This is a genomic window from Micromonospora sp. CPCC 206171, from assembly GCF_036906755.1.
Taxonomy (GTDB): Bacteria; Actinomycetota; Actinomycetes; order Mycobacteriales; family Micromonosporaceae; genus Micromonospora; species Micromonospora purpureochromogenes.
Genome location: NZ_JBAKHT010000015.1, coordinates 122,597 through 144,583 on the forward strand (window position 1 = coordinate 122,597; position 21,987 = coordinate 144,583).

A 21,987-nucleotide genomic window follows, 5' to 3' on the forward strand; every position below is an offset into this window, starting at 1 on the left:
CTCACCCCTCCGCGCCGGTACGCGCGGCCGGCACGGCCGCCGCCGCCCCACTCACCAGCTCGCCGTCCCGGTAGAGCAGCGACCGGCCGGGCCGGGGCACCACCCAGCCGGTGTCACCGGGTTCGGGTTCGCGCCCCTCCGGCACGACGACCTGGACGCTGGTCCCCGCGAGCCCGGCGACGCCCCCGCCGGCCACGTCGAGGGAGACCAGCGAGAAGCTGCCCAGGTTCTCCACCACGACCACCTGCCCGCTCAGCGCCCCCGGCACCGGTTCGGCGGAGTAGTCCAGGTATTCGGGGCGTACCCCGTAGACGAGCTTCTCGCCGGCGCTCACCCGGTCCCGGACGTCGTCGGGCATCGGCAGCCGGGTGCCGGCGACCGCCAGTTCGCCGTCCTGCGCCTCGGCGTCGACGAGGTTCATCGGGGTGGAGCCGATGAACCCGGCGACGAAGGTGTTGGCGGGGCGGCGGAACACCTCGGTCGGGGTGCCCACCTGCCGGATCCGGCCGCCCTCCATGACGGCGATCCGGTCGGCGAGGGCGAGCGCCTCGGCCTGGTCGTGGGTGACGAAGACGGTGGTGACGCCCAGTTCGCGTTGCAGCCGCTTGAGGAAGGTGCGCGCCTCCAGCCGCAGCCGGGCGTCGAGGTTGGACAGCGGTTCGTCGAGGAGGAACACCTGCGGGTGGCAGGCCATCGCCCGGGCCAGCGCGACCCGCTGCTGCTGCCCGCCGGAGAGCTGCCCCGGGCGGCGCTGCAGCAGCGCGGACAGGCCCAGCTCGTCGGCGGTCTCCGCCGCCTTCTCCGCGCGGCCGCGACGGTCCATCTTCTTGATCCGCAGCGGGTAGGCGATGTTCTCCTGCACCGTCATGTGCGGGAAGAGCGCGTAGTCCTGGAAGACCATCGCCACGTCCCGCTTGCCGGGCGGCAGGTTGGTCACGGCGCGCTCACCGATGTGCACGCTGCCGCCCGAGGCGACCTCCAGCCCGGCGATGGTGCGCAGCAGGGTGGTCTTGCCGCAGCCGGACGGCCCGAGCAGCGCGAAGAACTCGCCGTCGGCGATCTCCAGGTCGAGGGCGTCCAGGGCCCGCACCCCGTTGGGGTAGACCTTGGTCAGGTCGCGCATGGTGATGGCGGACATCAGCGCTTGATCCCTCCGTGGAAGCGGAATCCGTACCGGCTGCTGACGAAGACGAACATGAGCGCCACCGGCAGCGAGTAGAGCAGCGAGAACGTGGAGAGCAACCGCAGGTCGGCCTGGCCGCCCTCGGTGTAGAGGGTGTACATGATCACCGCGGCGGGGGCCTTCTCCGGCCCGCGCAGCAGCAGGAACGGCACCAGGAAGTTGCCCCAGACGTTGGCGACCGCCCACACCCCGACGGTGGCCAGGCCGGGGCGGACCAGCGGCACCACGATGTGCCGCATGATCTGCAACGGGCTGGCGCCGAAGACCCGGGCGGACTCCTCGTAGGACGTCGGCGTGGCGTCCATGAAGTCCTTGAGGATGAAGATCGCCGCGGGCAGCAGCCCGCCGCTGAGGATCAGGATGACCCCGAGCCGGGAGTCGATCAGGTTGAGTCGGAACGCCAACTCGAACAGCGGCACCATGGTGGCCGTGCCGGTGACGATCGACGAGAGCAGCAGCAGCCCGTAGAGCAGCGCGTCGCGGCCGGGCACCCGGACCCGGCTCAGCGCGTACGCGGCCAGCGCCCCGAACGTCACCACCAGCGCCGCGGTGCCGGCGGCCAGGTAGACGGAGTTGAGCAGCGAGCTGAGCGCGTACGGGTTGTCGAGCAGCGCGCGGAAGTTGTCCAGGGTGAACCGCGGCAGCGACGCGGTGATCGTCGGAGTGTCGTCGAACGGGGCGGTGGCCAGCCAGAGCAGCGGCAGCGCGAAGAACCCGAGGACGGCGCAGAGGAAGGTGTAGCGGGCGACCCGGCCGAGCAGGTGCCGGACGGCTTCCGTGCCGGCCTCCCGCTCGGTGGTCGGCGTGGGTGCCGTGCTGGTCGCGCTGCTCACGCCGTCTCCTTCCGCCGGCCTAGCATGCGCAGGTAGACCAGCGCGATGACCAGGTTGATCAGCAGCATGACGAACGAGATCGCGGCGCCGAAGCCGAGTTCACCGCCGGAGAGCGCCACCTTGTAGACGTAGACCGGGAGGATCTCCGAGCGCTGCTCGGGACCGCCGGCGGTGATGAGGAACGGCGCGAAGTCGTTGAACGTCCAGAGGCTGATCAGCAGGAGGTTGGTCAGCACGTGCCCCCGGATGCGGGGGAAGACCACGTCGCGCAGTTGCTGCCAGGTGGACGCGCCGGCCAGCCGGGCGGTCTCCAGGTGGGAGCGGGGCACGTTCTCCAGGGCGGCGGCGTAGAGCATCATCGAGAACGCGGTGCCGCGCCAGGTGTTGAACACGATGATCGACAGCATCGGGTGGTCGAGCAGCCAGGCCGTGCCCGGGATGCCGAGCAGCGTGTTGAGGGTGCCGCCGTCCCGGTCGAGCAGGGCGATCCAGAGGAAGGCCACCACCGAGCTGGGCAGGATCCAGGAGAGCAGGACGAATGCCTCGACCACCCGGCGCAGCGGGCCGCGCCGGTCGCGCAGCGCGAAGGCGATGGCGAAGCCGAGCCCGGCCTGGCCGATGACCGCCGAGCCGAGCACGAACTGCAGGGTCAGCACCAGCGAGGAGCGGAACCGTTCGTCGCTCAGGGCCCGGGTGTAGTTGTCCAGGCCGACGATCTCCGGGTTGGCGGCGGCCAGGCCGGTCAGCCGGTAGTTGGTCACGCCCAGGTAGATCGTCCAGGCGGCCGGCACCACCAGGAAGAGCAGGATCAGCACCATGCTGGGCACGAGGAACCCGGTGGCCCGGGCCCGGCCCAGGCCGGCGGCGTCGGGGGCGGGGGAGGCGCCCGTCTCCGGGCGCCTCCCCTCCACCACCTGGTCAGGAGGTGACGTTACCTGCGCCACCGACGATCCCTTCCAGCTTCTTCTGGTACGCCCCGGCGGCCTCGTCGGCGCTGCGGCCCGACGCGGCGGCGGCGGTCGCCTCCTGCAGCGCCACCGACACCTGCGGGTACACCGCCAGCGGCGGCCGGTACGCGGTGACCGGGAGGACCTTCTCGGTGACGAAGCTCAGCATCGGGTCGCCAGCGAGGACCTCCTTGTTGACGTCCATCCGCGCGGTGATCCGTGCCTCGCCGGCGAGTTCGGCCTTGACCGCCTCCGCCGAGTGCATGAACGACAGCAGCTCCCAGGCCTGGGACGGGAACTTGGAGTTCGGGTTGAGCACCCGTACGCCGCCGCCGGACATGCTGACGAAGTCCTGCCCGCGGATGCCCGCGCCGGGCTGCTTGGCGGGGATCATCGCGTACCCGACGGCGGTGTCCCGGTCGGCCATCTTGGCGATGCCGGTGCTCGGGTTGATGACGCTGCGCCAGAAGTAGTCGCCCTCGGCCAGAATGCCGATCTTGTTGGCGGCGAACTCGGCGAAGGACTTGTCGCGACCCTTCGCCTCCTGTTGCAGCTTGGGATCGCCCAGGCCGCCGCCGTAGATCTTCGTGTAGAAGTCGAGCATGTCCTTGACCGGCTGGCTGGCCCCGGCCCACTTGCCGTCCTTGTAGATCTCGCCGCCGGCGCCGACCAGCAGCGGCAGCGCGCCCTGCATGGAGGTCGCCTCGCCCATCGCGGTGCCGGCGTTGATCTGGATCGGGGTCACCCCGGGCAGCGCCTTGAGCTTGGCGCCGGCGTCGAGGATCTCCTGCCAGCTCTTCGGCTGCCAGTCGGCGGGCAGGCCGGCCTGGGCGAAGAGCTTCTTGTTGTAGTAGAGGACCCGGCCGTCGGTGCCGAGCGGGATGCCGTAGCGCTTGTCCTCGAAGCTGCCGAGGCCCTGCACGGTCTCCGGGATCTGCGACCAGCCCTCCCAGGAGTCAGCCTGGTCACCGGCCACCTCGGACAGCGGCTTGAGGTAGCCGGCCTGGACGAACTCGCCCACCCAGATGCCGTCCACCGCGATCACGTCGGCGCCGCCCTTGGAGCGCAGGTCCAGGGCCAGCTTGGTCTTGTACTGCTCGTCGTCGACGCCGCTGGGCACGAACGTCACCTTGGCGGTGACGCCCTTGGCCTTCTGCGCCTCGACGAACCGGGGGATGACCCACTTCTCGATCCACTCCGCGCCGGCGGAGTTCTTGCCGCCCACGATGGAGTTGGCGGAGATCGTGAGGGTGATGTTCTTGGCGTCCTTGCCGGCCGGCTCGGACGAGTCGCCGCAGGCCGTCAGGCCCAGGGCAAGGGTGGTGAACGCGGCGAGCACGCCCGCTGCGCGTCTCGGCTTGGATGTCATGGGCTGCTTCCCTTCGCAAGGAGACTTCGAAGAGACTCGCGGGTCGCCCGCCGGCCGCACGTCCGCCGCCGGCGGTGTTTGCGGCCACAATGTCATGACAGCCTGACGACGTAAATACCTGTCACTGAAATGAGCCCGAAACATCCACCGTCACCGCTCGGCGACGGTCACCTCAAGGGAGTAGCGGCTGGCCCGGTAGAGGTGCGCGCCGTGTTCCACGTACCGGCCCTGGTCGTCGTAGGCGGTGCGGGTCATGGTGAGCAGGGGCGCGCCGCGCCGCTCGCCGAGCATCTGCGCCTCGGCGGCGGTCGCCGCCCGCGCGCCGATCCGCTGGTGGGCGCCGCGGATCCGCATGCCGCCGGCGCGCAGGATCGCGTACAGGCCCTTGGCCTGCAACGCGTCCATGCTCAGCCGGACCAGGTCGGGCGGCAGCCAGTTCTCCATCACCGCGAGAGGCTCCCCGTCGGAGAACCGCAGCCGGCGCAGGTGCTGCACCTCGCTGCCGACCGGTACGCCGAGCGCGGCGGCGACCTCGGCCGGGCAGGCCACGGTGGCCAGTTCGAGCACCGAGGTGGACGGCTGCTGGCCGGCGCGCACCAGGTCGTCGTGGAGGCTGGTCAGCTCCACCGCCCGGCGCACCTCGCCGCGCACCACCTGGGTGCCCACCCCACGGCGGCGCACGATCAGTCCCTTGTCGACCAGGTGCTGGATGGCCTGTCGCACGGTCGGGCGGGACAACCCGAGCCGGTCGGCGAGCTGCAACTCGCTGTCCAGCCGGTCGCCGGGCGCCAGGTCGCCGCGCTGGATCGCCGCGGCGAACTGCTCCGCGACCTGGAAGTAGAGCGGGACCGGGCTGCTCCGGTCGACCGCGATCTCGGGGCCGGTCACGGCACCTCCTCGCTGGGCACGCGCGGGATCTCGGGGCACGATGATGGGCGCCACTGTACCGAAGCGGTCACCGAACGCAGAGGGCGGATGTCATGACAACACATTGACAGAACTCGTAGGGCGCTGTTACCAATCAGGGGGCAGGGCCGGCGGGCACGGCATCGCCGGCCGGGGAAGGACGCCGCATGCTCGATGTGCTCACCATCGGCCGGGTCGGGGTGGACATCTATCCGTTGCAGATCGGCACGCCGCTGGCCGAGGTCGAGACGTTCGGCAGGTTCCTCGGCGGCAGTCCCACCAATGTGGCCGTCGCCGCGAGCCGCCAGGGACTGCGCGCCGGCGTGATCACCCGCACCGGTGCCGACGCGTTCGGCGACTACGTGCACCGGGCGCTGCGCGACTTCGGCGTCGACGACAGCCAGGTGCACCCGGTCGACGGGCTGCCCACCCCGGTGACCTTCTGCGAGATTTTCCCGCCGGACCACTTCCCGCTCTGGTTCTACCGCAGCCCGACCGCCCCCGACCTGCAGATTTGCCCCGAGGAACTCGACCTCGACGCGATCGCCGCGGCCCGGGTCTTCTGGCTCACCGGCACCGGCCTGTGCCAGCAGCCGAGCCGGGACGCGCACGCGGCCGCGCTGGTCGCCCGCGACGGGCGCCCGCACACCGTGCTCGACCTGGACTACCGGCCGATGTTCTGGTCCGACCCGGCGGCGGCCACCGCCGCGGCCGCCGAGGTGCTGCCGCGGGTCACCGTGGCCGTCGGCAACCTCGACGAGGTGGAGATCGCCGTCGGCACCCGCGACCCCGAGCGGGCCGCCGGGCTGCTGCTCGACCGCGGGCCCCGGCTCGCCGTGGTGAAGCTGGGGCCGGCCGGGGTGCTGGCCCGCACCCGCACCGAGACCGTCCGGGTGCCGCCGGTGCCGGTGGAGGTGGTCAACGGGCTCGGCGCCGGCGACGCGTTCGGCGGCGCGCTCTGCCTGGGCCTGCTGCGCGAGTGGCCGCTGGAGCGGACGCTGCGCTTCGCCAACGCCGCCGGCGCCATCGTCGCCTCCCGCCTGGCCTGCTCCGCCGCCATGCCCGATCACGCCGAGACCGCGGCGCTGGCCCGTGCCGTCCAGTCGGAACCGGCGTCGTCGATCGCCGCCGGGGGAGGAGAAGACCGGTGAGCACCGAGTACGACGCGCTGACCCTCACCCGCGCCCACCGGCCACAGGCGATCGCCGAGGCCGCCGCCCGCCGGACCCGCCGGCCGTGGCCCGACCACGGCCGGCCGCTGTTCATCATCGCCGCCGACCACCCCGCCCGCGGCGCCCTCGGCGTGCGGGACCGGCCGATGGCGATGGCCGGGCGCGCCGACCTGCTCGACCGGCTGCGCCTGGCGCTGTCCCGGCCGGGCGTCGACGGCGTGCTCGGCACCCCGGACGTCCTGGAGGACCTGCTGCTGCTCGGGGCGCTGGAGGACCGCCTGGCCATCGGCTCGATGAACCGCGGCGGCCTCTCCGGCGCCACCTTCGAGCTCGACGACCGGTTCACCGCGTACGACGCCGACAGCATCGCCGCGATGCGCTACGACGGCGGCAAGATGCTCTGCCGCATCGACCCGGACGACCCGGGCACCGCCCCGACCCTGCAGGCCTGCGCCCGGGCGGTCACCGCCCTCGCGGCGCACCGGACGGTGGCCCTCGTCGAGCCGCTCTGGGTGGCGCGCACCGACGGCCGGGTGCACGCCGACCTGCGCCCCGAGGCGGTCATCAAGGGCGTCAGCGTCGGCCAGGCCCTCGGCGCCACCTCCGCGTACACCTGGTTGAAACTGCCGGCGATCGACGAGATGGAACGGGTGATCGCCGCGACCACCCTGCCGGTGCTGCTGCTCGGCGGCGACCCGGTGGAGGCGCCGGACGTGGTGTACGCGCGGTGGGCACGGGCGCTGCGGCTGCCCGGTGTGCGCGGCCTGGTGGTCGGCCGGGCGCTGCTCTACCCGCCGGACGACGACGTGGCCGCCGCCGTGGACCTGGCCGGCTCGCTGCTCCCCACCGGACAGCAGGCGTGAGCGCCGTCGAGGCGCACCTGCCCTGGGGCACGACCACCCGGGCGCCGTGGGCGCTGGAGGTCACCCCCGAGCGGGCGGGCTGGCGCTACGCCGGCCTGCGGGTGCTCACCCTGCCCCCCGGCGGCACGGTCACCTTCGCCACCGGCGACGAGGAGATGCTGGTCCTGCCGCTGGCCGGCGCCGCGACGGTGCACTGCGACGGGCTGAGCCTGACCCTGGCGGGCCGCGCCTCGGTCTTCGCCGCGGTCACCGACTTCGCGTACCTGCCGCGCGACGCCACGGTGACGGTGCGCGGCGAGGGCCGGTTCGCCCTGCCGTCGGCGCGCGCCACCCGCCGGCTGTCGCCCCGCTACGGTGCGGCCCGGGACGTGCCGGTCGAGCTGCGCGGCGCGGGTCCGGCCAGCCGCCAGGTCAACAACTTCTGCTCCCCGGAGGCGTTCGAGTGCGACCGGCTGGTCGCCGTGGAGGTGCTCACCCCGGGCGGCAACTGGTCGTCCTACCCGCCACACAAGCACGAGGAGGACCGGACCCACGACGACGGCCGGGTCGAGGCGGAGCTGGAGGAGATCTACTACTTCGAGGTGGCCGGCGGCGTGCCCGGCGGCCCCGGAGGCCCGGTCGGCTACCAGCGCGTCTACGGCACCGCCCGACGGCCGATCGAGGTGCTGGCCGAGGTGCGCGCCGGGGACGTGGTGCTCGTCCCGTACGGCTACCACGGGCCGTCGATGGCCGCGCCCGGCTACCACCTCTACTACCTCAACGTGCTGGCCGGGCCGGGCCCGGCGCGGAGCATGGCCTGTGTGGACGATCCCCGGCACCACTGGGTCCGCGGCAGCTGGGCGGACCAGCCGGTCGACCCGCGGCTGCCGCTGACCGGCCCGACGACGCGGGAGGCGTGATGCCCAGACTGACGGTGGCGCAGGCGCTGGTGACGTTCCTGGCCCGGCAGTTCTCCGAACGCGACGGGGCACGGCAGCGGCTGATCCCGGCCTGCTTCGGCATCTTCGGCCACGGCAACGTCGCCGGGATCGGGGAGGCGCTGGCCGGGCCGGCCGGCGCGGAACTGCCGTACCACCTGTGCCGCACCGAGCAGGGCATGGTGCACACCGCCGCCGCGTACGCTCGGATGACCGACCGGCTCAGCACGCTGGCCTGCACCACCTCGATCGGTCCGGGCGCGACGAACCTGGTCACCGGCGCCGCCGGGGCCACCGTCAACCGGCTGCCGGTGCTGCTGCTGCCCGGCGACATCTTCGCCACCCGGGTGGCCAACCCGGTGCTGCAGGAGCTGGAGGACCCCCGCTCCTACGAGGTCAGCGTCACCGACGCGCTGCGGCCGGTCTCCCGCTACTGGGACCGGATCAACCGGCCGGAACAGTTGCCGGCGGCGCTGCTGGCCGCGATGCGGGTGCTGACCGATCCCGTGGAGACCGGCGCGGTCACCCTCGCCCTGCCTCAGGACGTGCAGGCCGAGGCGTACGACTGGCCGGCGGAGCTGTTCGCCGAGCGGGTCTGGCACGTGCCGCGTCCCCGCCCGGACTCCGCCGCGGTCGCCCGGGCCGCCCGGGCCGTCACCGCCGCACGCCGGCCGCTGGTGGTGGCCGGCGGCGGGGTCATCTACAGCGGGGCCACGGAGGCGCTGCGCCGATTCGCCGAGGAGCACGGGGTGCCGGTCGCCGAGACGCAGGCCGGCACCGGCGCCCTGCCGTACGGTCACCCGCTCGCGCTCGGCGCGGTCGGCGTCACCGGCACCACCGCCGCGAACGAGATCGCGGCGGGCGCGGACCTCGTGATCGGGGTGGGCACCCGCTACAGCGACTTCACCACCGCCTCCGGCACCCTCTTCGGCGACGACGCCCGGTTCGTCAACGTCAACATAACCGGCTTCGACGCCGCGAAGCTCTCCGGCGTGCAGGTCGTCGGGGACGCCCGGGAGAGCCTGGCGGCGCTGGACGCGGCGTGCGCGGGCTGGGGCACCGAGCCGGCGTACCGGGCGTCCGTGGCGGAGCTGACCGAGCGGTGGGCGGCCGTGGCGGACCGGGCCCGGCACGCCGATCCGGAGGCGCTGCCCACCCAGACCGCCGTGATCGGCGCGGTCAACGACGCCGCCGGGCCGCGCGACGTGGTGGTCTGCGCCGCCGGGTCCATGCCCGGCGACCTGCACCGGCTGTGGCGCAGCGCCGACCCGAAGAGCTACCACGTCGAGTACGGCTACTCCTGCATGGGCTACGAGATCCCCGGTGGGATCGGGGTCCGGCTGGCCGCGCCGGACCGCGAGGTCTTCGTGCTGGTCGGTGACGGCTCGTACCTCATGCTGCCCGGTGAGCTGGCCACCGCGGTGGCGGAAGGGGTGAAGCTGGTCGTCGTGCTGGTGGACAACCAGGGGTTCGCCTCGATCGGCCGGCTCTCGGAGAGCGTCGGCGCGCAGCGGCTCGGCACCGCCTACCGCGACCGGGCCGGCGGCCGGCTCCCGGTCGACCTGGGCGCGAACGCGGCGAGCCTCGGCGCGGACCTGATCCGGGTGACCACCACGGCGCAGCTGCGGGCCGCGCTGGCCACCGCCCGGGCGGCGGAGCGCACCACGGTCGTCCACGTCGAGACCGACCCGTTCGAGGCCGGCCCGGACGGCGGCGCCTGGTGGGACGTGCCGGTCGCCGCCGTCTCCACCACCGCGCGGACGCGGGCCGCCCGGGAAGCGTACGAGGCCGGGTCAAAGGCTCGCCGTACCCGCCTGAGCGGTGATCCCGGCGCCTGATCCGGGCCCGGCTCGCCCACTCCGGAGCGGCGACACCCGAGCGGGAGGCCCCGCCTGTGTCACGGACGCTGCGGCGTAAAAGGTTGGACGGGTGCCTGCCGGGTAACCGCCGCCATGGCCCATCGTCGTCCGGGCGACGGTCCCGTGCGCTCAGCGCTCGACGCGGTCGCCGAGCGGACCGTCCGGTCGGTGGCCGAGGCCCGCCGGCGCGGCGGCGCGGGCGGTCGGTTGCGGCTGCGCCAGCTCGAGGTGACCGTCGTGATCGCGGTGCAGGCCGGACTGGCCGCGGGGCTCGCCGCCCTGATCGCCCAGCACCTGCTCGGCCCCGGGGCGCACGTCTTCGCCCCGGCCGCCGCGGTCGGCACCATCGCCACCGCCATCGGGCAGCGGGCCCGCCGTACCTTCGAGCTGCTGGCCGGGGTCGGGATCGGCATCATGATCGGTGACGGGCTGCGGTTCCTGCTCGGCTCCGGCCCCTGGCAGACCGGGGCGGTGGTCGCGCTGGCGATCGCCAGCGCGTTGCTGGTGGCCGGCCGGGGCGGGGCCCTGGTCGGGCAGGCCGGCGGTACCGCCGTCCTGATCGCGACGCTCGCCCCGATGCAACGGGGCCTCGAGCTGCCCCGGGTCTTCGACGCGCTGGTCGGCGGCGCAGTCGGCCTGCTGGTGGTGGCGCTGCTGCTGCCGATCAACCCGCTGCGGGTGCTGGACCGGGCGGCCGCGCCACTCTTCGCCGCCGTCACCGAGCAGCTGTACGCGGTGGCCGACGCCCTGGCCCGCCGGGACGCCGACGCCGCGATCCGGGCGCTGGACCGGCTGCGGGGGCTGGACGCGGACATCGGGCGGCTGAACGAGTCGCTCAGTGGGGCGGAGGAGGTGGTGACGCTGGCGCCGGCCCGCTGGCACCGCCGGGCGCGGTTCCATCGCTACGCCCGCAACGCCGAACACCTGGAGCGCCTGATCCTCATGAGCCGGGCGTTGGCCCGCTGGAGCGCGACCGCCCTCCAGTACGGTGAACCCGTCCCGGCGCAGCTGCCCCGGGCGGTTCGTCGGCTGGGTGACGGCATCGCGGAGCTGCGCCGGGAGAGCCGGGCGGATGAGGAGCCCGAGCGGACCCGGCAGCTGGTCCGGGAATGCGCCCACCTCGCCGGCCGGGCCTGGGCGGAGGGGGTGCGGTCGTACGGGGACGCCCTCGTCACCGATCTTCGGACCGCCGCCAGCGACCTGCTGCGAGGAACGGGGTGCCATCCGGACGACGCCAACCGGATGGTGCGCCAGGCGGCGCTGGCCGGGGCGGCCGAGCTCCGTCCGCCGCTGCGCCGGGAGCTGCGCCGGCCGCGGCGGACCAGGATCACCGGCACCCGGCGGCGGGCGCGGCTGGCCCGGCGGGCCCGACGCGAGGGGCGGGCAGCCGCGTCGCACCCGCCGGCGCGCTGAATTACTGCGCGGCACCCGGGCCGCCGGGCGAACCCCGGGTGCCGTGTGCGGCGGCACCCGGGGTCGCGCCGGTCGTCGGCGCGGTCGGCCCGGTCAGCCGGCGACGCGGGCCAGCAGCGTGAACGCCCGGACCGGATCGTCGGTGAGCTGGGCGCGGTCGGCCTCGGCGATCAGCGCCGCCCAGTCCGCCGGCGCGCTTCCCCGCACGACCGCGTTCTGGGCGGCCTCGCGGGCCACCGCGAGGATCGCGTCGTTCCGTGCGGCGGAGCCCTGACCCGTGCCGAGCTGCCGGGCGAGCGGCCGCAGCACCTCCGGCGCGTTGCGCAGTGAGCCGTCGGCGTTCCAGTTGCCCGGCGCCAGCGCCGCGCGCAGCTCCGGCCGCTGGTCGGCCACGGCCGCCAGCCCGGACCGGCCGTGGTCGGTGCGCAGTCCCCAGCCGAACGGGTACAGCGGTCGGTAGTCCCGGTCGCCGACGTTGATCGGCACCTGGGCCTCGCTGCGCGGCCAGGTCACCGGGAGCCGGCCGGTGAAGGGCCGCCGGCCGAAGAGCACGTCGGCGACACCGGCGCCCTCGCTGCCGGGCAGCCACGACGCCACCAGGGCGTCGATCTTGCCGAGCTGGTCCGTCACGATCTGCGGCCGTCCGGAGACCACGAGGACGACGCACGTCTCGATCTCGGCACAGACCTTGTCGATCACGGCCTGGTCGGCGGGCTGCAGGCGCAGCGACTTCTCCTCCTGCTGGGGCGTCGAGCACCAGCCGCACTCCGGGCCGCCGACGTCGCCGTACCCCTCGGCGTACGGCGTCTCGCCGACCACCACCACGCCCACGTCGGCGCCGGCCGTGGGCGCCGAGGCGTCCGCGCTGTAGGTGACCCGGGCCTGCGGCGCCACCTGCCGGATGCCCTCCAGGATCGTGGTGCCGGGGACGAGGTCACCGGACTGGCCCTGCCAGGTGATCGTCCAGCCGCCGGCCTGGTTGCCGATGTCGTCGGCGTTGCGGCCGGCGACGTACAGGTTGGCGTCGCGGCGCAGCGGCAGCGCCCGCCCGGTGTTCTTCAGCAGCACCTGCGACTTCGCCACCGCGTCCCGGCCGATCGCCCGGTGCTTCGCGCTGCCGACCTGGTCGACGTTCGCCGCCGAGGCGTACGGCTGCTCGAAGAGCCCGAGCTCGAACTTCTTGCGCAGGATGCGCCGTACGGCGTCGTCGAGGCGGGCCGGGCCGACCCGGCCGGCGGTCACCTCGGCCAGGAGCAGCTCCTCGAACTGCGGGGCGGTGTTCGGCTCCATGAACATGTCGGTGCCGGCGTTCACGCCGACCCGGACCTTGTACGCGGTCAGGCCGTTGTTGGTCGGCTCGGCCGGGTCGGGAATCTGGTGGATGCCCTCCCAGTCGGAGATCAGGAACCCGTCGAAGCCCATCCGGCCCTTCAGGACGTCGGTGAGCAGCTCCCGGTTGGCATGCATCTTGGTCGGGTTGCCGAGGCCGTCCTCGGTCCAGTCCACGCTGGAGAAGGAGGGCATCACGCTGCCGACGTGGTGTCGCCACAGGGCGGGACCGTACGGCGAGAGGTCGGTCCGGGCGAAGTGGGCCCGGTCGGTCACCGTCACGCCCTGGTCGATCGGGTACCGCTGCTCCCACCACGGCTTGCCCTCGTTGGCGGCCGCGGTGGCCTCGTCGTAGTCGGTGTCGCCGTCGCCGGCGTAGTGCTTGGCGGTGGCCAGCACCCGGTCGGCGTCGTCGAGCTGGCCGGCGCGGCGCCCCTGCAGGCCGTCGATGACGGTCTCCATCGGGATGACCAGCGCGGGGTCCTCGCCGAAGCTCTCGTAGCTGCGCCCCCACCGCTCGTCGCGGGAGACGCACACGCACGGAGCGAAGTTCCACGGGATGCCGGTCGCGCGTACCTCGGTCGCGGTGGCGTGCCCGATCCGCTCCACCAGGGCGGGGTCGCGGGTGGCCCCGAGGCCGACGTTGTGCGGGAAGACGGTGGCCCCGTACACGTTGCCGTGCCCGTGCACTGCGTCGATGCCGTAGATCATCGGGATTTGCAGTCTGGTGCTCAGCGCCTGGGCCTGGAACTCGTTGACCATGTCGACCCAGGCGGCGGGCGTGTTGGTGGCGGGCGTCGAGCCCCCGCCGGACAGCACGGAACCGAGCCGCCACTGCGCGACCAGCGTCGGATCGGCCGCGACGGCGGCCCGCTCGGCCTGGGTCATCTGGCCGATCTTCTCCTCGACCGTCATCCGGCCGAGCAGGTCGGCGACGCGCCGGTCGACCGGCAGTCTCCGGTCGAGGTACGGCAGGCCGTGCGCGTTGACCACCAGGACCGGCTGGGCGCCGACGGTGGCGCCGGTGGTGGTGGTGGCGAGCGTCAGCGGGATGGTCTCGGCGGTCTCGGCCGTCCGGTCGCCGTGGACGGTGACGGTGATCTTCCGGGCGGCGCCGGACCGGCTGCCGGCGGCAAAGGTCAGTGCCCCGGCGACGGGGGCGTAGTCGGCGCCGGCGGTGGCGGTGCCGCTGCCCGTGGTGTAGCGGACGGTCGTCGGGGCCGCCAACGGGCGTCCGTCCGACGTGGTCACCGAGACGGTGACCGCCGCCGGGCCGCCCTCGTCGACGGTCTGGACCGACCGGTCCGCGGACACGGTGACGGTCTGGGTGCTCGCGGCCGAAGCGGACGACGCCGGCAGCAGCGATGCGGCCAGGACGACGGTTCCGACGAGTGCGACGCGGCTGCGCCAGCATGAACTCACGTGGTGCCTCCCTACGGGAGTCGGCCGCCCGCACCCTCTCGGTGCGGGACCGCCCTCGTCCCGGTAAGGAATCCTTCCCAATCCCATCAGGGCGCGTCAATATTACGGCGCAATAAAAGTGGGATGGGTGCGGGCGGCGGGGCCGGACGGGGTGACGGCGAACGGGCACGCCGGGCATTCAAGCCGGTGCGAAACCCTTGGCAGAGCCGGTGTGCGGAGCGGTATGCTCCCTCGCGATGACGACCCTTCGTGGCAGATTGGGGGTCCCGTCCGCGCAAGGTGAGTGCTGATGCACTCCCGAGCCGCGGATGCGGATTCTCGTCTTTCCCTCTGGCGGCGCGTGCGCGAGTTCGCCGTGCCGCCGTCCATGATCGAGACTGCGACCGCCCGTCGCCGCGTTGGCGACTGGGCCGGGGCGTGCGCCGCCGCGCGCGTCGACGTCGACCCGAGCCTGCGCGCGATGGCCCGCACCCACGGCCGGGAACTCGCGGCCCGGGTCCGGGCCGACCTCCGGGAGCTGGCGCCCGACCTGTTGCGCTGGCACCTGCCGAGGATCGCCCCTGACGGGCTGCTGCGCCCCGGCCTGACCATCGCGCTCGCCCGGTACGACGAGGCCGGACGCGACGGCGGCCGCGGGGTGCACCTGGTGGCCCGCACGCCACCGGCCTGGGCGGACGCCGGTCAGCGCTTCAGCCTGGCGCTCTGGGACGGTCACCGGGACGGCCGGCACCCCCATCCACACCCCGACCGTCGGTTCCGTCTCGACCTGCACCGTCACCTCTGGGACGCGCGCCGGGCCGACGAGCTGAGGACGCGGTCGGCGGCGGACCGGTTGCCTGCCGACCGCCACCCCGCACTGGACGCCGGTCCGTCGCCGGCGGCGCCGCCAGGGCTGAACTGCGCGGTGGACAGGTGGGCGGGCGAGGCCGAGATCCTGCTCCGCGCCGAGAGGCGGACCGGCGGTGCCGTCGCCGTACGACTCGGCCGCCGTCGACTCGTCCTGCAGGTGAATCCGGACGGGGGCGTCCTCCGGTCGCCGTCGGTGGTCGCCCGGCGGGCCGGGGAGCTGCCGGTGCTCCCGGACGCCGCGACCTGGGTGCTGCCGGACCTGGCACTGCTCCGCGCCGGGCTGATCGAGGTCGACCGGCTGCACCCGCTGGTGGCCCCGGCACTGGCACCCGAGCGTCGGCCGGCCGGCGCGCCGTGGGTCCCGCAGCCGGCCGGGCAGCCACGGCTCGTGCGGTGCCGGGGCGCCCAGCACCGGATCGGCCTGGTCGACGGGGTACTCGTCGCCCTGGACCACGACCCGGCCGAGATCCGCCGGGAGGAACTGCTGGCCGCGCTGACCGGCACGCCGCTCGCCTGCCTGCGGGCGATCGACGAGGCGCACCGCCACCCGGAGTGCCTCGACGACGTCCGCGCCCGGCTGGACCACGGCGACACGGCCGGCGCGCTGGCCGCCGTCGAGGCGCTGCTCGGCCCCGATGCGCTGCTGCGCACCGGCGCGCTGCGCGACGAACTGGAGACGGCCGCGTCGCGGCGGGTCACCTACGGGCTGTTCCGGGCGGGGCTGGCCGGAAGCGGGCCCGGCCCCGAGCATTCGGACCGTCGCCGTACCCGTGACCGCCGCTCCCGCCCGCGCCACGGCAGCTCGCGCTGACCGACGGGCCCGGGCCCGCCGCGCTGTCCCACCCGTCACGAACCCACAAGGTGATCACACATGCTTATGTCGACCGACATCTCCGCCGAAGCCACCCAGCTCGCGGTCGCCGCCGAGCTGCTCGCCCTGCTCGGCGACACCACCACCGAACCGCGCCCCGACACCCAGTTGGAGGCCCTGACCCTGGCCGTCGCCGCTGACCTGCCGGTGCTGCTCTGGGGCGAGCCGGGGATCGGCAAGACCGCGGCCCTGACCCAGCTCGCCGCGTCCCTGGACCTGCCGCTGACCACGGTGATCGCCAGCGTCCACGAGCCGTCCGACTTCTCCGGGCTGCCGGTCGTCGGCGACGACCCCGCCGTGCAGGGTGTGCCGATGGCCCCGCCGGACTGGGCCGTGCGCCTGGTCCGCGCCGGCCGGGGGCTGCTCTTCCTCGACGAGCTGTCCACCGCGCCGCCGGCCGTGCAGGCCGCCCTGCTCCGCCTGGTGCTCGAACGCCGCATCGGCGCCCTGCGACTGCCGCCCGGCGTACGGATCGTGGCCGCCGCGAACCCGCGCTCCTCGGCCGCGGACGGCTGGGAGCTGAGCCCGCCGCTGGCCAATCGCTTCGTCCATCTCCAGTGGACCCACGACCACGAGGTCGTCGTACGCGGCCTCGGCGGGACCTGGCCCCGGGCGGCCCTGCCCCGGCTCGACCCGCGGCGGCTGTCGGCGGCCGTCGCCTTCGCCCGCCGCGCGGTGTGCGGGCTGCTCTCGGCCCGGCCGACGCTCGTGCACCGGCTGCCCACCACCGAGGGTCGCCGGGGTGGCCCCTGGCCGTCGCCGCGGAGCTGGGAGATGACGCTGCGCCTGATCGCCTTCGCGACCGCGGCGGGCACCTCTCGTGAGGTGCTGTCGATGCTGGTCCGGGGCGCCGTCGGGGACGGCCCGGGGCTGGAGCTGCTGGCCAGCATGGACCGGATGGACCTGCCGGACCCGGAGGTGCTGCTGGCCGATCCGGCCGCTGCCGTCCTGCCCGAGCGGGGTGACCTGCGCCAGGCCGTGCTGGACGGCGTGGTGGAGGCGGTCCGCCGGCGTCCGGAGAAGTCCCGCTGGGACGCGGCGTGGGCGCTGCTGGTCCGGGCGCTCGACACGGGAGCGCCGGACCTGGTGGTCGTCCCCGCGTCGACCCTCGCCGCGCTGCGCCGCGAGGACTGGGACGTTCCGGCGTCGATCGAGCGGCTCGCCGGCGCGGTGTCGTTGTCCCGGCGGGCCGACGAGGCGGCGGCACGGGTGGCCGCCGCCGCAGGGGCCGGCCGGTGACCGCCGACCGCACCGGCATGCTGGACCTCGACAAGCTCTTCGCCGCCCGGCTGCACGCCGCCCGGGTCCGGCCCTACCTGGCGACGGCACTGTTCGCCCTGCACGTGGTGCCGTCGCGGCAGGTCCCGACGATGGCCGTGGACCCGCACTGGCGGTGCTACGTCGCACCGGCGTTCGTGGACCGGACCCCGGTCGAGGAACTCGCCGGGGTGTGGGTCCACGAGGTCTCGCACCTGCTGCGCGACCACCACGGGCGCGGCGACCGGGTGGCGCGCGAACGTGGCCTGACCGGGCCGGGGGAACGGCTGCGGATGAACATCGCCGCCGACTTCGAGATCAACGACGACGTGTTCGGTGACGGCCTGGCCCGGCCCGACGGGTCCGTCGATCCAGGGCACCTGGGACTGCCCGAGGGTGAACTGATGGAGGACTACCTGCGCCAGTTCCGGCTCGGGCCGCATACCCAGGACCTGGCCTGGTTGGACTGCGGCAGCGGGGCCGACGGGCTGGAGCGCGGGTGGGACCTGGGGCCCGATGGCGCGCACGGGCTCACCGCGCAGGAGCGGGACGCGGTGCGGTTCCGGGTGGCCGAGGGCATCACCGCCCGGCCCGGGACCACGCCGGCGGGCTGGCGACGGTGGGCGGAGAAGGCGTTCCATCCACCGCAGCCGTGGCGGGAGCTGCTGGGCGCGGCGGTCCGTTCGGCGGCCTCCGCCCCCGGGGTGGGGGAGGACTACACGTACTTGCGGCCGTCGCGGCGCTCCGCCGGCGTGCCCGGCGCCATCCTGCCGAGCCTGCGGCGCACGCCCCCTCGGGTTTGCGTGGTGATCGACACGTCGGGGTCGGTCAGTGACGCCGAACTGGGCAGCGCCCTGCTGGAGGTCGCCGCGATCTCCCGGGCCGTGGGCGGGCGGCGGGACCTGGTCAGCGTCCTGCCGTGCGACGCGGCGGCCCGGGTCGTGCATCCGCTCTGCCGCGCAGAGGACATCCCGCTGGTCGGCGGCGGGGGAACGGACCTGCGGACCGGTTTCGCCCGGGCCCTGCGCAGCCGGCCCCGACCGGACGTCGTCGTGGTGCTGACCGACGGGCAGACGCCCTGGCCGACCTCGCGGCCGCCGTGCCGGACGGTGGTGGGACTGTTTCCCCGTGCCCGGCCGGTGGACGAGGAGGATCCCGACTACGTGCCGGACTCGCCGCCGGACTGGGCGCGGGTGGTCGCCATTGGTGCCGGATGAGGTGGCCCGGACGGCCCACGGGTGTCGGCGTCCTGGATCCACTGGGGACGGCCGCCGAGCGGGGAACCGCCCTCGTCCCAGGCGCTGGCCTGATACGGGGTCCGCCCGGTCCGATGGTCGGCAGCAGGGCCGGCGGGTCCTCCGTCGAACGCCACAGGTGGCCGGTGGCGAGTCCGTGGCGACCAGGCGGACCCGCCCTCCGGCGTGACCTCGCTGTACACCGTCCGTCGTGTAGCAGGCGCATCCGCAGCACGTCGCACGCCGGCCGGGGGTCGCCAGGACCGCTGTCCCCGGGGAGGGATCGTTACGCTGCTCGCATGGCAGACGAGGGCGTGCCGACCACCCATGCCGAGGTGGTGACCTGGTCGGTGGACGACCCCATCGTGGCAGCGGTGCGGGAGGTGCTGGCGGCGCTGCCGTCCGGGTGCAGCTGGCTGCTGCCGGTGACCCAGGACGGTGAGGTCGTCGATTTCCGCGTCGCCGCCACCAGCGAACAGGGCCGCGACGTCTACGGCCGGGGAGCCGGGCGGGTGGGCGGGCTGCTCAGCGCGCTCTACCCCGGCATGGTCGGCGGCGCGCTGTGGCAGGCGTACCACCGGGTGCTGGCCAGCGGCGTGCCGGCCCGGGTGCCGGACTTCCGGTACGAGGGCAAGCAGGCCGGGGTGGTCGCCGACTCGCTGTTCGACATCAGCGTGCAGCGGGTGCTGGGCGGCCTGCTGGTGTGGTGGGAGCGGCTCGACGAGCACCAGCGCCGGATGGAGCGTACCGAGCTGCTGGGCAGCCTCGGCTGGGCGGAGTACGACCTGATCACCGGGCTCAGCGACTGGTCGCCGGGCATGTACCGGATCTTCGAGCGTGATCCTGCACTGGGCCCGCTGTCGCGGGCCGAGCAGTCCGCGGCGATCGTCCCCGACGACCACGGGCTGCGGGAGGCCGCCTGGCAGACGTTGGACAGCGGTGCGGCGTCGGACGTCACCGTGCGCTTCCGGGCGGGCTCGTCGGTGAAGTACCTGCGCATCCTCTCCGACGTCGCCCGGGACGCCGACGGCGCTCCGGTGAAGATCTACGCCGTGGTGCAGGACGTGACGGCCCGGGTGGACTCGCGTACCGCCATCGAGCGGCTCAGCGACCAGCTGCACACCCGGGAGCTGACGGCGCTGGCGGAGCACCGCCTGGCCCGGCAGTTGCAGAACCTGATCCAGCCGGTGCCCCGCGAGCCGGTCCCGTTGGCCGGCCTCGAGGTGCTGGTCGGCTACCTGCCGGCGGAGAGCGCCGTGCAGGTCGGCGGGGACTGGTACCACGCGCAGACGTTGCCCGACGGGCTGGTCGCGCTCGCCGTCGGCGACGTCGCCGGGCACGGCCTGGAGGCGGCCAGCGGGATGGCGCACCTGCGGTTCGCGCTGGTCGCCTGGCTCTCCATCGGCATCCGCGACCCCGGCGCGCTGCTCGGGCACATGAACCGGCTCTGCGGTCAGCTGAAGATCACCGCGACCGCGGTGGTCGCCCTCTACGACCCGGCGACCCGGTCGCTGTCCTGGGCGCAGGCGGGCCACCTGCCCCCGCTGCTGGCGCACGGCGGGACGACCGCCGAACTCGAGCGGCCCGCGGGACTGCTGCTGGGCGCCGACCCCGACGCGACCTACCCGGTCGTCAGCCCACGACTGCGCGGCGACGATCTGCTGCTCTTCTACACCGACGGGCTGGTGGAACGCCGGGTCGGCGACACGGTCGACCTGCTCGGCCCGGTGATGCGGACGCTGTCCGACCTCTCCCGTGACCCCGACGCACAGACCCTGCCGCGGCTGCGCGACGTGCTGCACCAGCCCAGCCCGGAGGACGACACCTGCACCCTGGCCGTGCGCGTGCTGCGCTGAGCCGTCCTCAGAGGCGGAACCGGAGCCGCACCACCGTCCCGGCCGGGGTCGGCTCGACGGCGACCTCGTCGCAGATCCGGGCGACGATTGCCAGCCCCCGACCGCGGATCGCCCCGGCGGTGGGCATCTCGCGGGCCACCGTGCGCGGTCCGCCCTGGTCGACGACGTCGCAGAGGAGCTGGCCCGACTCGGCCCACACCCGCACCAGGCCGCCCCCGTGGGTGTGCTGCAACGTGTTGGTCGCCAGTTCGCTGACCGCCAGCGCGAGCAGCTCCACCCGGCCCGCCGGCAACCCCCGGGCCAGGGCCCGGGAACAGACGAACGCGCGGACCTGCGCCAGGTCGTCGGCGTGCGCGTACGGCATCGTGGCGACGGCGAAGGACGGGGTGCCGGGACGGTCAGACATCGTCGTCCTCCACCGGCCGACGGGCCGTCACCGTGGGTCCACGCCGTCGTCGCTGGGCGGTCGCAGCAGGTCGGCGACGCCGGTGATCGCCAGGACGTTCGCGACGGGCCCGCGGGCGTTGACCACGTAGAGCCGGCCGCCGGCCGCGCGGGCCGCGTGGTGGGCGGTGACCAGGCCGTGGATGCCGGTGGAGTCGAGGAAGTCGAGCGCCCCCGCGTCGACCAGCACGACCTGGGCGCCGGCCACGGCGGTCAGCAGCGCGGCGGTGAGCTCCTCCCGGGCGGCGAGGTCGCACTCGCCCGCGAGCCGCACCACCGCCCGCCCGGGTTCGGTGGACGTCGTCGCCTCGAAGCGCGCCATAGGGCAGCTCATCCTTCCCCGCGCGGAACAGTCGGCCGGTTCGCGCACATGATGTCACCTCGCCGGCGAACGCCGCGCCCGGCGCGACAGCCCGATGTTCCGGCTCCGGGACACCGGGCGGCTGGTGAGCGGCCTCGGCCGTGGTTCCGACGCAGGTGGGGGCGGGTCCCGCGGTCAGGCGGCGGGTTCCAGCCAGGCCACCGCCCGGCGCACGGTGGTCTCGGGTACGTCGTGCCCACCGTCGAACTCGTCGTAGGTGACGTCGTAGCCGAGGGTCTGCAGGCGCGGCACGAGGGTCCGGCTGCACCGGTCGATCGGCAGCACCCGGTCGGCGGTGCCGTGCGAGACGTAGACCCGCGGCGTGCCGTGGGTGAGCAGCGGGGCGGCGAAGCCGGGGGAGAAGGCCAGGACGGCGTCGAAGACGTCGCCGTTGATCAGGCCGATCGACAGCGCGTACGACGCGCCGTCGGAGAACCCGCCGATCAGCATGCCGGCGATCGGGTAGCCGGTGACGACCTCCTGGAGCACCCGGTCGATCCGCCGTACGTCGGGGCCGTAGCCGACCCCGATCATGTCCCAGGTCGCCGCGGTGGACTGCGGCGCGACGAGCAGCAGGCGTTGGTCGTCGGCGACCGGCAGCATCAGCTCCAGGGCCTGCCGGGGTGACCCGCCGGCGCCGTGCAGCAGCAGGGCCAGCCGGTACGGGCCGCCGTCCGCCGGCGCCGGCACGTACGCCTGGGCGACCAGCTCACCGTCCGGTGCGTCGAACGACACCAGACCGGTGCGGCCCGTGGCGGTTACCGGTGGACCCGGTCGTACGCTCAGCCGGCCGTGCCGGGAGTTCTCCTCCGGCTGCTCGTGCGGTCGGGCGGTCTCCGGGGTGATCGGCATGGGTGCCTCCGCTCGGCGGGACTGTCCGGCGGGCTACCCGGTCCGGCGC

Annotated in this window: 18 protein-coding genes; 9 read left to right on the forward strand and 9 right to left on the reverse strand. The window is 74.4% G+C overall.

The window, feature by feature from the left end; genetic code table 11:
- Window position 1 precedes the first annotated feature (1 nt).
- The 5 genes from V6U89_RS18600 to V6U89_RS18620 form a co-directional block, all read right to left on the reverse strand.
- Window positions 2–1,138, reverse strand: a complete 1,137-nt coding sequence (locus tag V6U89_RS18600; protein ID WP_334572529.1) for an ABC transporter ATP-binding protein — start codon at window positions 1,136–1,138, stop codon at window positions 2–4.
- Entirely contained in the window at window positions 1,138–2,016 is an 879-nt protein-coding gene (locus V6U89_RS18605; protein ID WP_334572530.1) for a carbohydrate ABC transporter permease, read from the reverse strand. The genes V6U89_RS18600 and V6U89_RS18605 overlap by 1 nt, the downstream gene beginning before the upstream one ends.
- Window positions 2,013–2,960, reverse strand: a complete 948-nt coding sequence (locus V6U89_RS18610; RefSeq protein WP_210778671.1) for a carbohydrate ABC transporter permease — start codon at window positions 2,958–2,960, stop codon at window positions 2,013–2,015. Before V6U89_RS18610 ends, V6U89_RS18605 begins: the two co-directional genes overlap by 4 nt.
- Window positions 2,935–4,332 carry an extracellular solute-binding protein gene (locus V6U89_RS18615; protein WP_334572532.1) on the reverse strand — a complete coding sequence of 466 codons (1,398 nt, stop codon included), beginning with the start codon at window positions 4,330–4,332 and terminating at the stop codon, window positions 2,935–2,937. Before V6U89_RS18615 ends, V6U89_RS18610 begins: the two co-directional genes overlap by 26 nt.
- A 150-nt stretch (window positions 4,333–4,482) precedes the next feature.
- Window positions 4,483–5,220, reverse strand: a complete 738-nt coding sequence (locus tag V6U89_RS18620; protein WP_334572533.1) for a GntR family transcriptional regulator — start codon at window positions 5,218–5,220, stop codon at window positions 4,483–4,485.
- Between the two features lie 185 nt (window positions 5,221–5,405).
- Here V6U89_RS18620 and iolC point away from each other — a divergent pair, with 185 nt between their 5' ends.
- The 5 genes from iolC to V6U89_RS18645 all read left to right on the forward strand — a co-directional run bounded on the left by iolC (window position 5,406) and on the right by V6U89_RS18645 (window position 11,462).
- A complete protein-coding gene (gene iolC, locus V6U89_RS18625; protein ID WP_334572534.1) occupies window positions 5,406–6,389 on the forward strand; it encodes a 5-dehydro-2-deoxygluconokinase in 984 nt (327 codons plus the stop codon).
- On the forward strand, window positions 6,386–7,273 hold the full coding sequence (locus V6U89_RS18630) for a Cgl0159 family (beta/alpha)8-fold protein (protein WP_088961981.1): 888 nt from the start codon (window positions 6,386–6,388) through the stop codon (window positions 7,271–7,273). The genes iolC and V6U89_RS18630 overlap by 4 nt, the downstream gene beginning before the upstream one ends.
- Window positions 7,270–8,172 (forward strand): 5-deoxy-glucuronate isomerase, encoded by a 903-nt coding sequence (gene iolB, locus V6U89_RS18635; RefSeq protein WP_334572535.1) that lies wholly within the window; start codon window positions 7,270–7,272, stop codon window positions 8,170–8,172. Before V6U89_RS18630 ends, iolB begins: the two co-directional genes overlap by 4 nt.
- The gene (iolD, locus tag V6U89_RS18640) at window positions 8,172–10,028 is read left to right on the forward strand and encodes a 3D-(3,5/4)-trihydroxycyclohexane-1,2-dione acylhydrolase (decyclizing) (RefSeq protein WP_334572537.1); all 1,857 of its coding nucleotides are present in this window, start codon (window positions 8,172–8,174) and stop codon (window positions 10,026–10,028) included. The genes iolB and iolD overlap by 1 nt, the downstream gene beginning before the upstream one ends.
- A gap of 144 nt (window positions 10,029–10,172) precedes the next feature.
- A complete protein-coding gene (locus V6U89_RS18645) occupies window positions 10,173–11,462 on the forward strand; it encodes an FUSC family protein (protein WP_334572538.1) in 1,290 nt (429 codons plus the stop codon).
- 93 nt (window positions 11,463–11,555) lie between these two features.
- Here V6U89_RS18645 and V6U89_RS18650 read toward each other — a convergent pair whose 3' ends face one another.
- Entirely contained in the window at window positions 11,556–14,213 is a 2,658-nt protein-coding gene (locus tag V6U89_RS18650; protein WP_334572539.1) for a glycoside hydrolase family 3 N-terminal domain-containing protein, read from the reverse strand.
- Window positions 14,214–14,502: 289 nt separating this feature from the next.
- On the opposite strand from V6U89_RS18650, the gene V6U89_RS18655 reads away from it, so the two are divergent.
- The 4 genes from V6U89_RS18655 to V6U89_RS18670 all read left to right on the forward strand — a co-directional run bounded on the left by V6U89_RS18655 (window position 14,503) and on the right by V6U89_RS18670 (window position 20,281).
- Complete coding sequence (locus V6U89_RS18655) at window positions 14,503–15,873, forward strand: hypothetical protein (RefSeq protein ID WP_334572540.1); 1,371 nt, start codon at window positions 14,503–14,505, stop codon at window positions 15,871–15,873.
- Between the two features lie 60 nt (window positions 15,874–15,933).
- Window positions 15,934–17,172 carry an AAA family ATPase gene (locus tag V6U89_RS18660; protein WP_334572541.1) on the forward strand — a complete coding sequence of 413 codons (1,239 nt, stop codon included), beginning with the start codon at window positions 15,934–15,936 and terminating at the stop codon, window positions 17,170–17,172.
- A gap of 17 nt (window positions 17,173–17,189) precedes the next feature.
- Window positions 17,190–18,407 carry a vWA domain-containing protein gene (locus V6U89_RS18665; protein ID WP_442933946.1) on the forward strand — a complete coding sequence of 406 codons (1,218 nt, stop codon included), beginning with the start codon at window positions 17,190–17,192 and terminating at the stop codon, window positions 18,405–18,407.
- A 317-nt stretch (window positions 18,408–18,724) separates the two neighbouring features.
- Window positions 18,725–20,281: a PP2C family protein-serine/threonine phosphatase gene (locus V6U89_RS18670; RefSeq protein WP_334572544.1), complete on the forward strand. Its 1,557-nt coding sequence runs from the start codon at window positions 18,725–18,727 to the stop codon at window positions 20,279–20,281.
- A gap of 7 nt (window positions 20,282–20,288) precedes the next feature.
- Here the strand turns inward: V6U89_RS18670 and V6U89_RS18675 are convergent, their stop codons facing one another.
- The 3 genes from V6U89_RS18675 to V6U89_RS18685 all read right to left on the reverse strand — a co-directional run bounded on the left by V6U89_RS18675 (window position 20,289) and on the right by V6U89_RS18685 (window position 21,938).
- The gene (locus V6U89_RS18675; RefSeq protein WP_334572545.1) at window positions 20,289–20,687 is read right to left on the reverse strand and encodes an ATP-binding protein; all 399 of its coding nucleotides are present in this window, start codon (window positions 20,685–20,687) and stop codon (window positions 20,289–20,291) included.
- A 27-nt stretch (window positions 20,688–20,714) separates the two neighbouring features.
- Complete coding sequence (locus V6U89_RS18680; protein ID WP_334572546.1) at window positions 20,715–21,047, reverse strand: STAS domain-containing protein; 333 nt, start codon at window positions 21,045–21,047, stop codon at window positions 20,715–20,717.
- 174 nt (window positions 21,048–21,221) lie between these two features.
- Complete coding sequence (locus tag V6U89_RS18685) at window positions 21,222–21,938, reverse strand: alpha/beta hydrolase (RefSeq protein WP_334572548.1); 717 nt, start codon at window positions 21,936–21,938, stop codon at window positions 21,222–21,224.
- Window positions 21,939–21,987 lie beyond the last annotated feature (49 nt).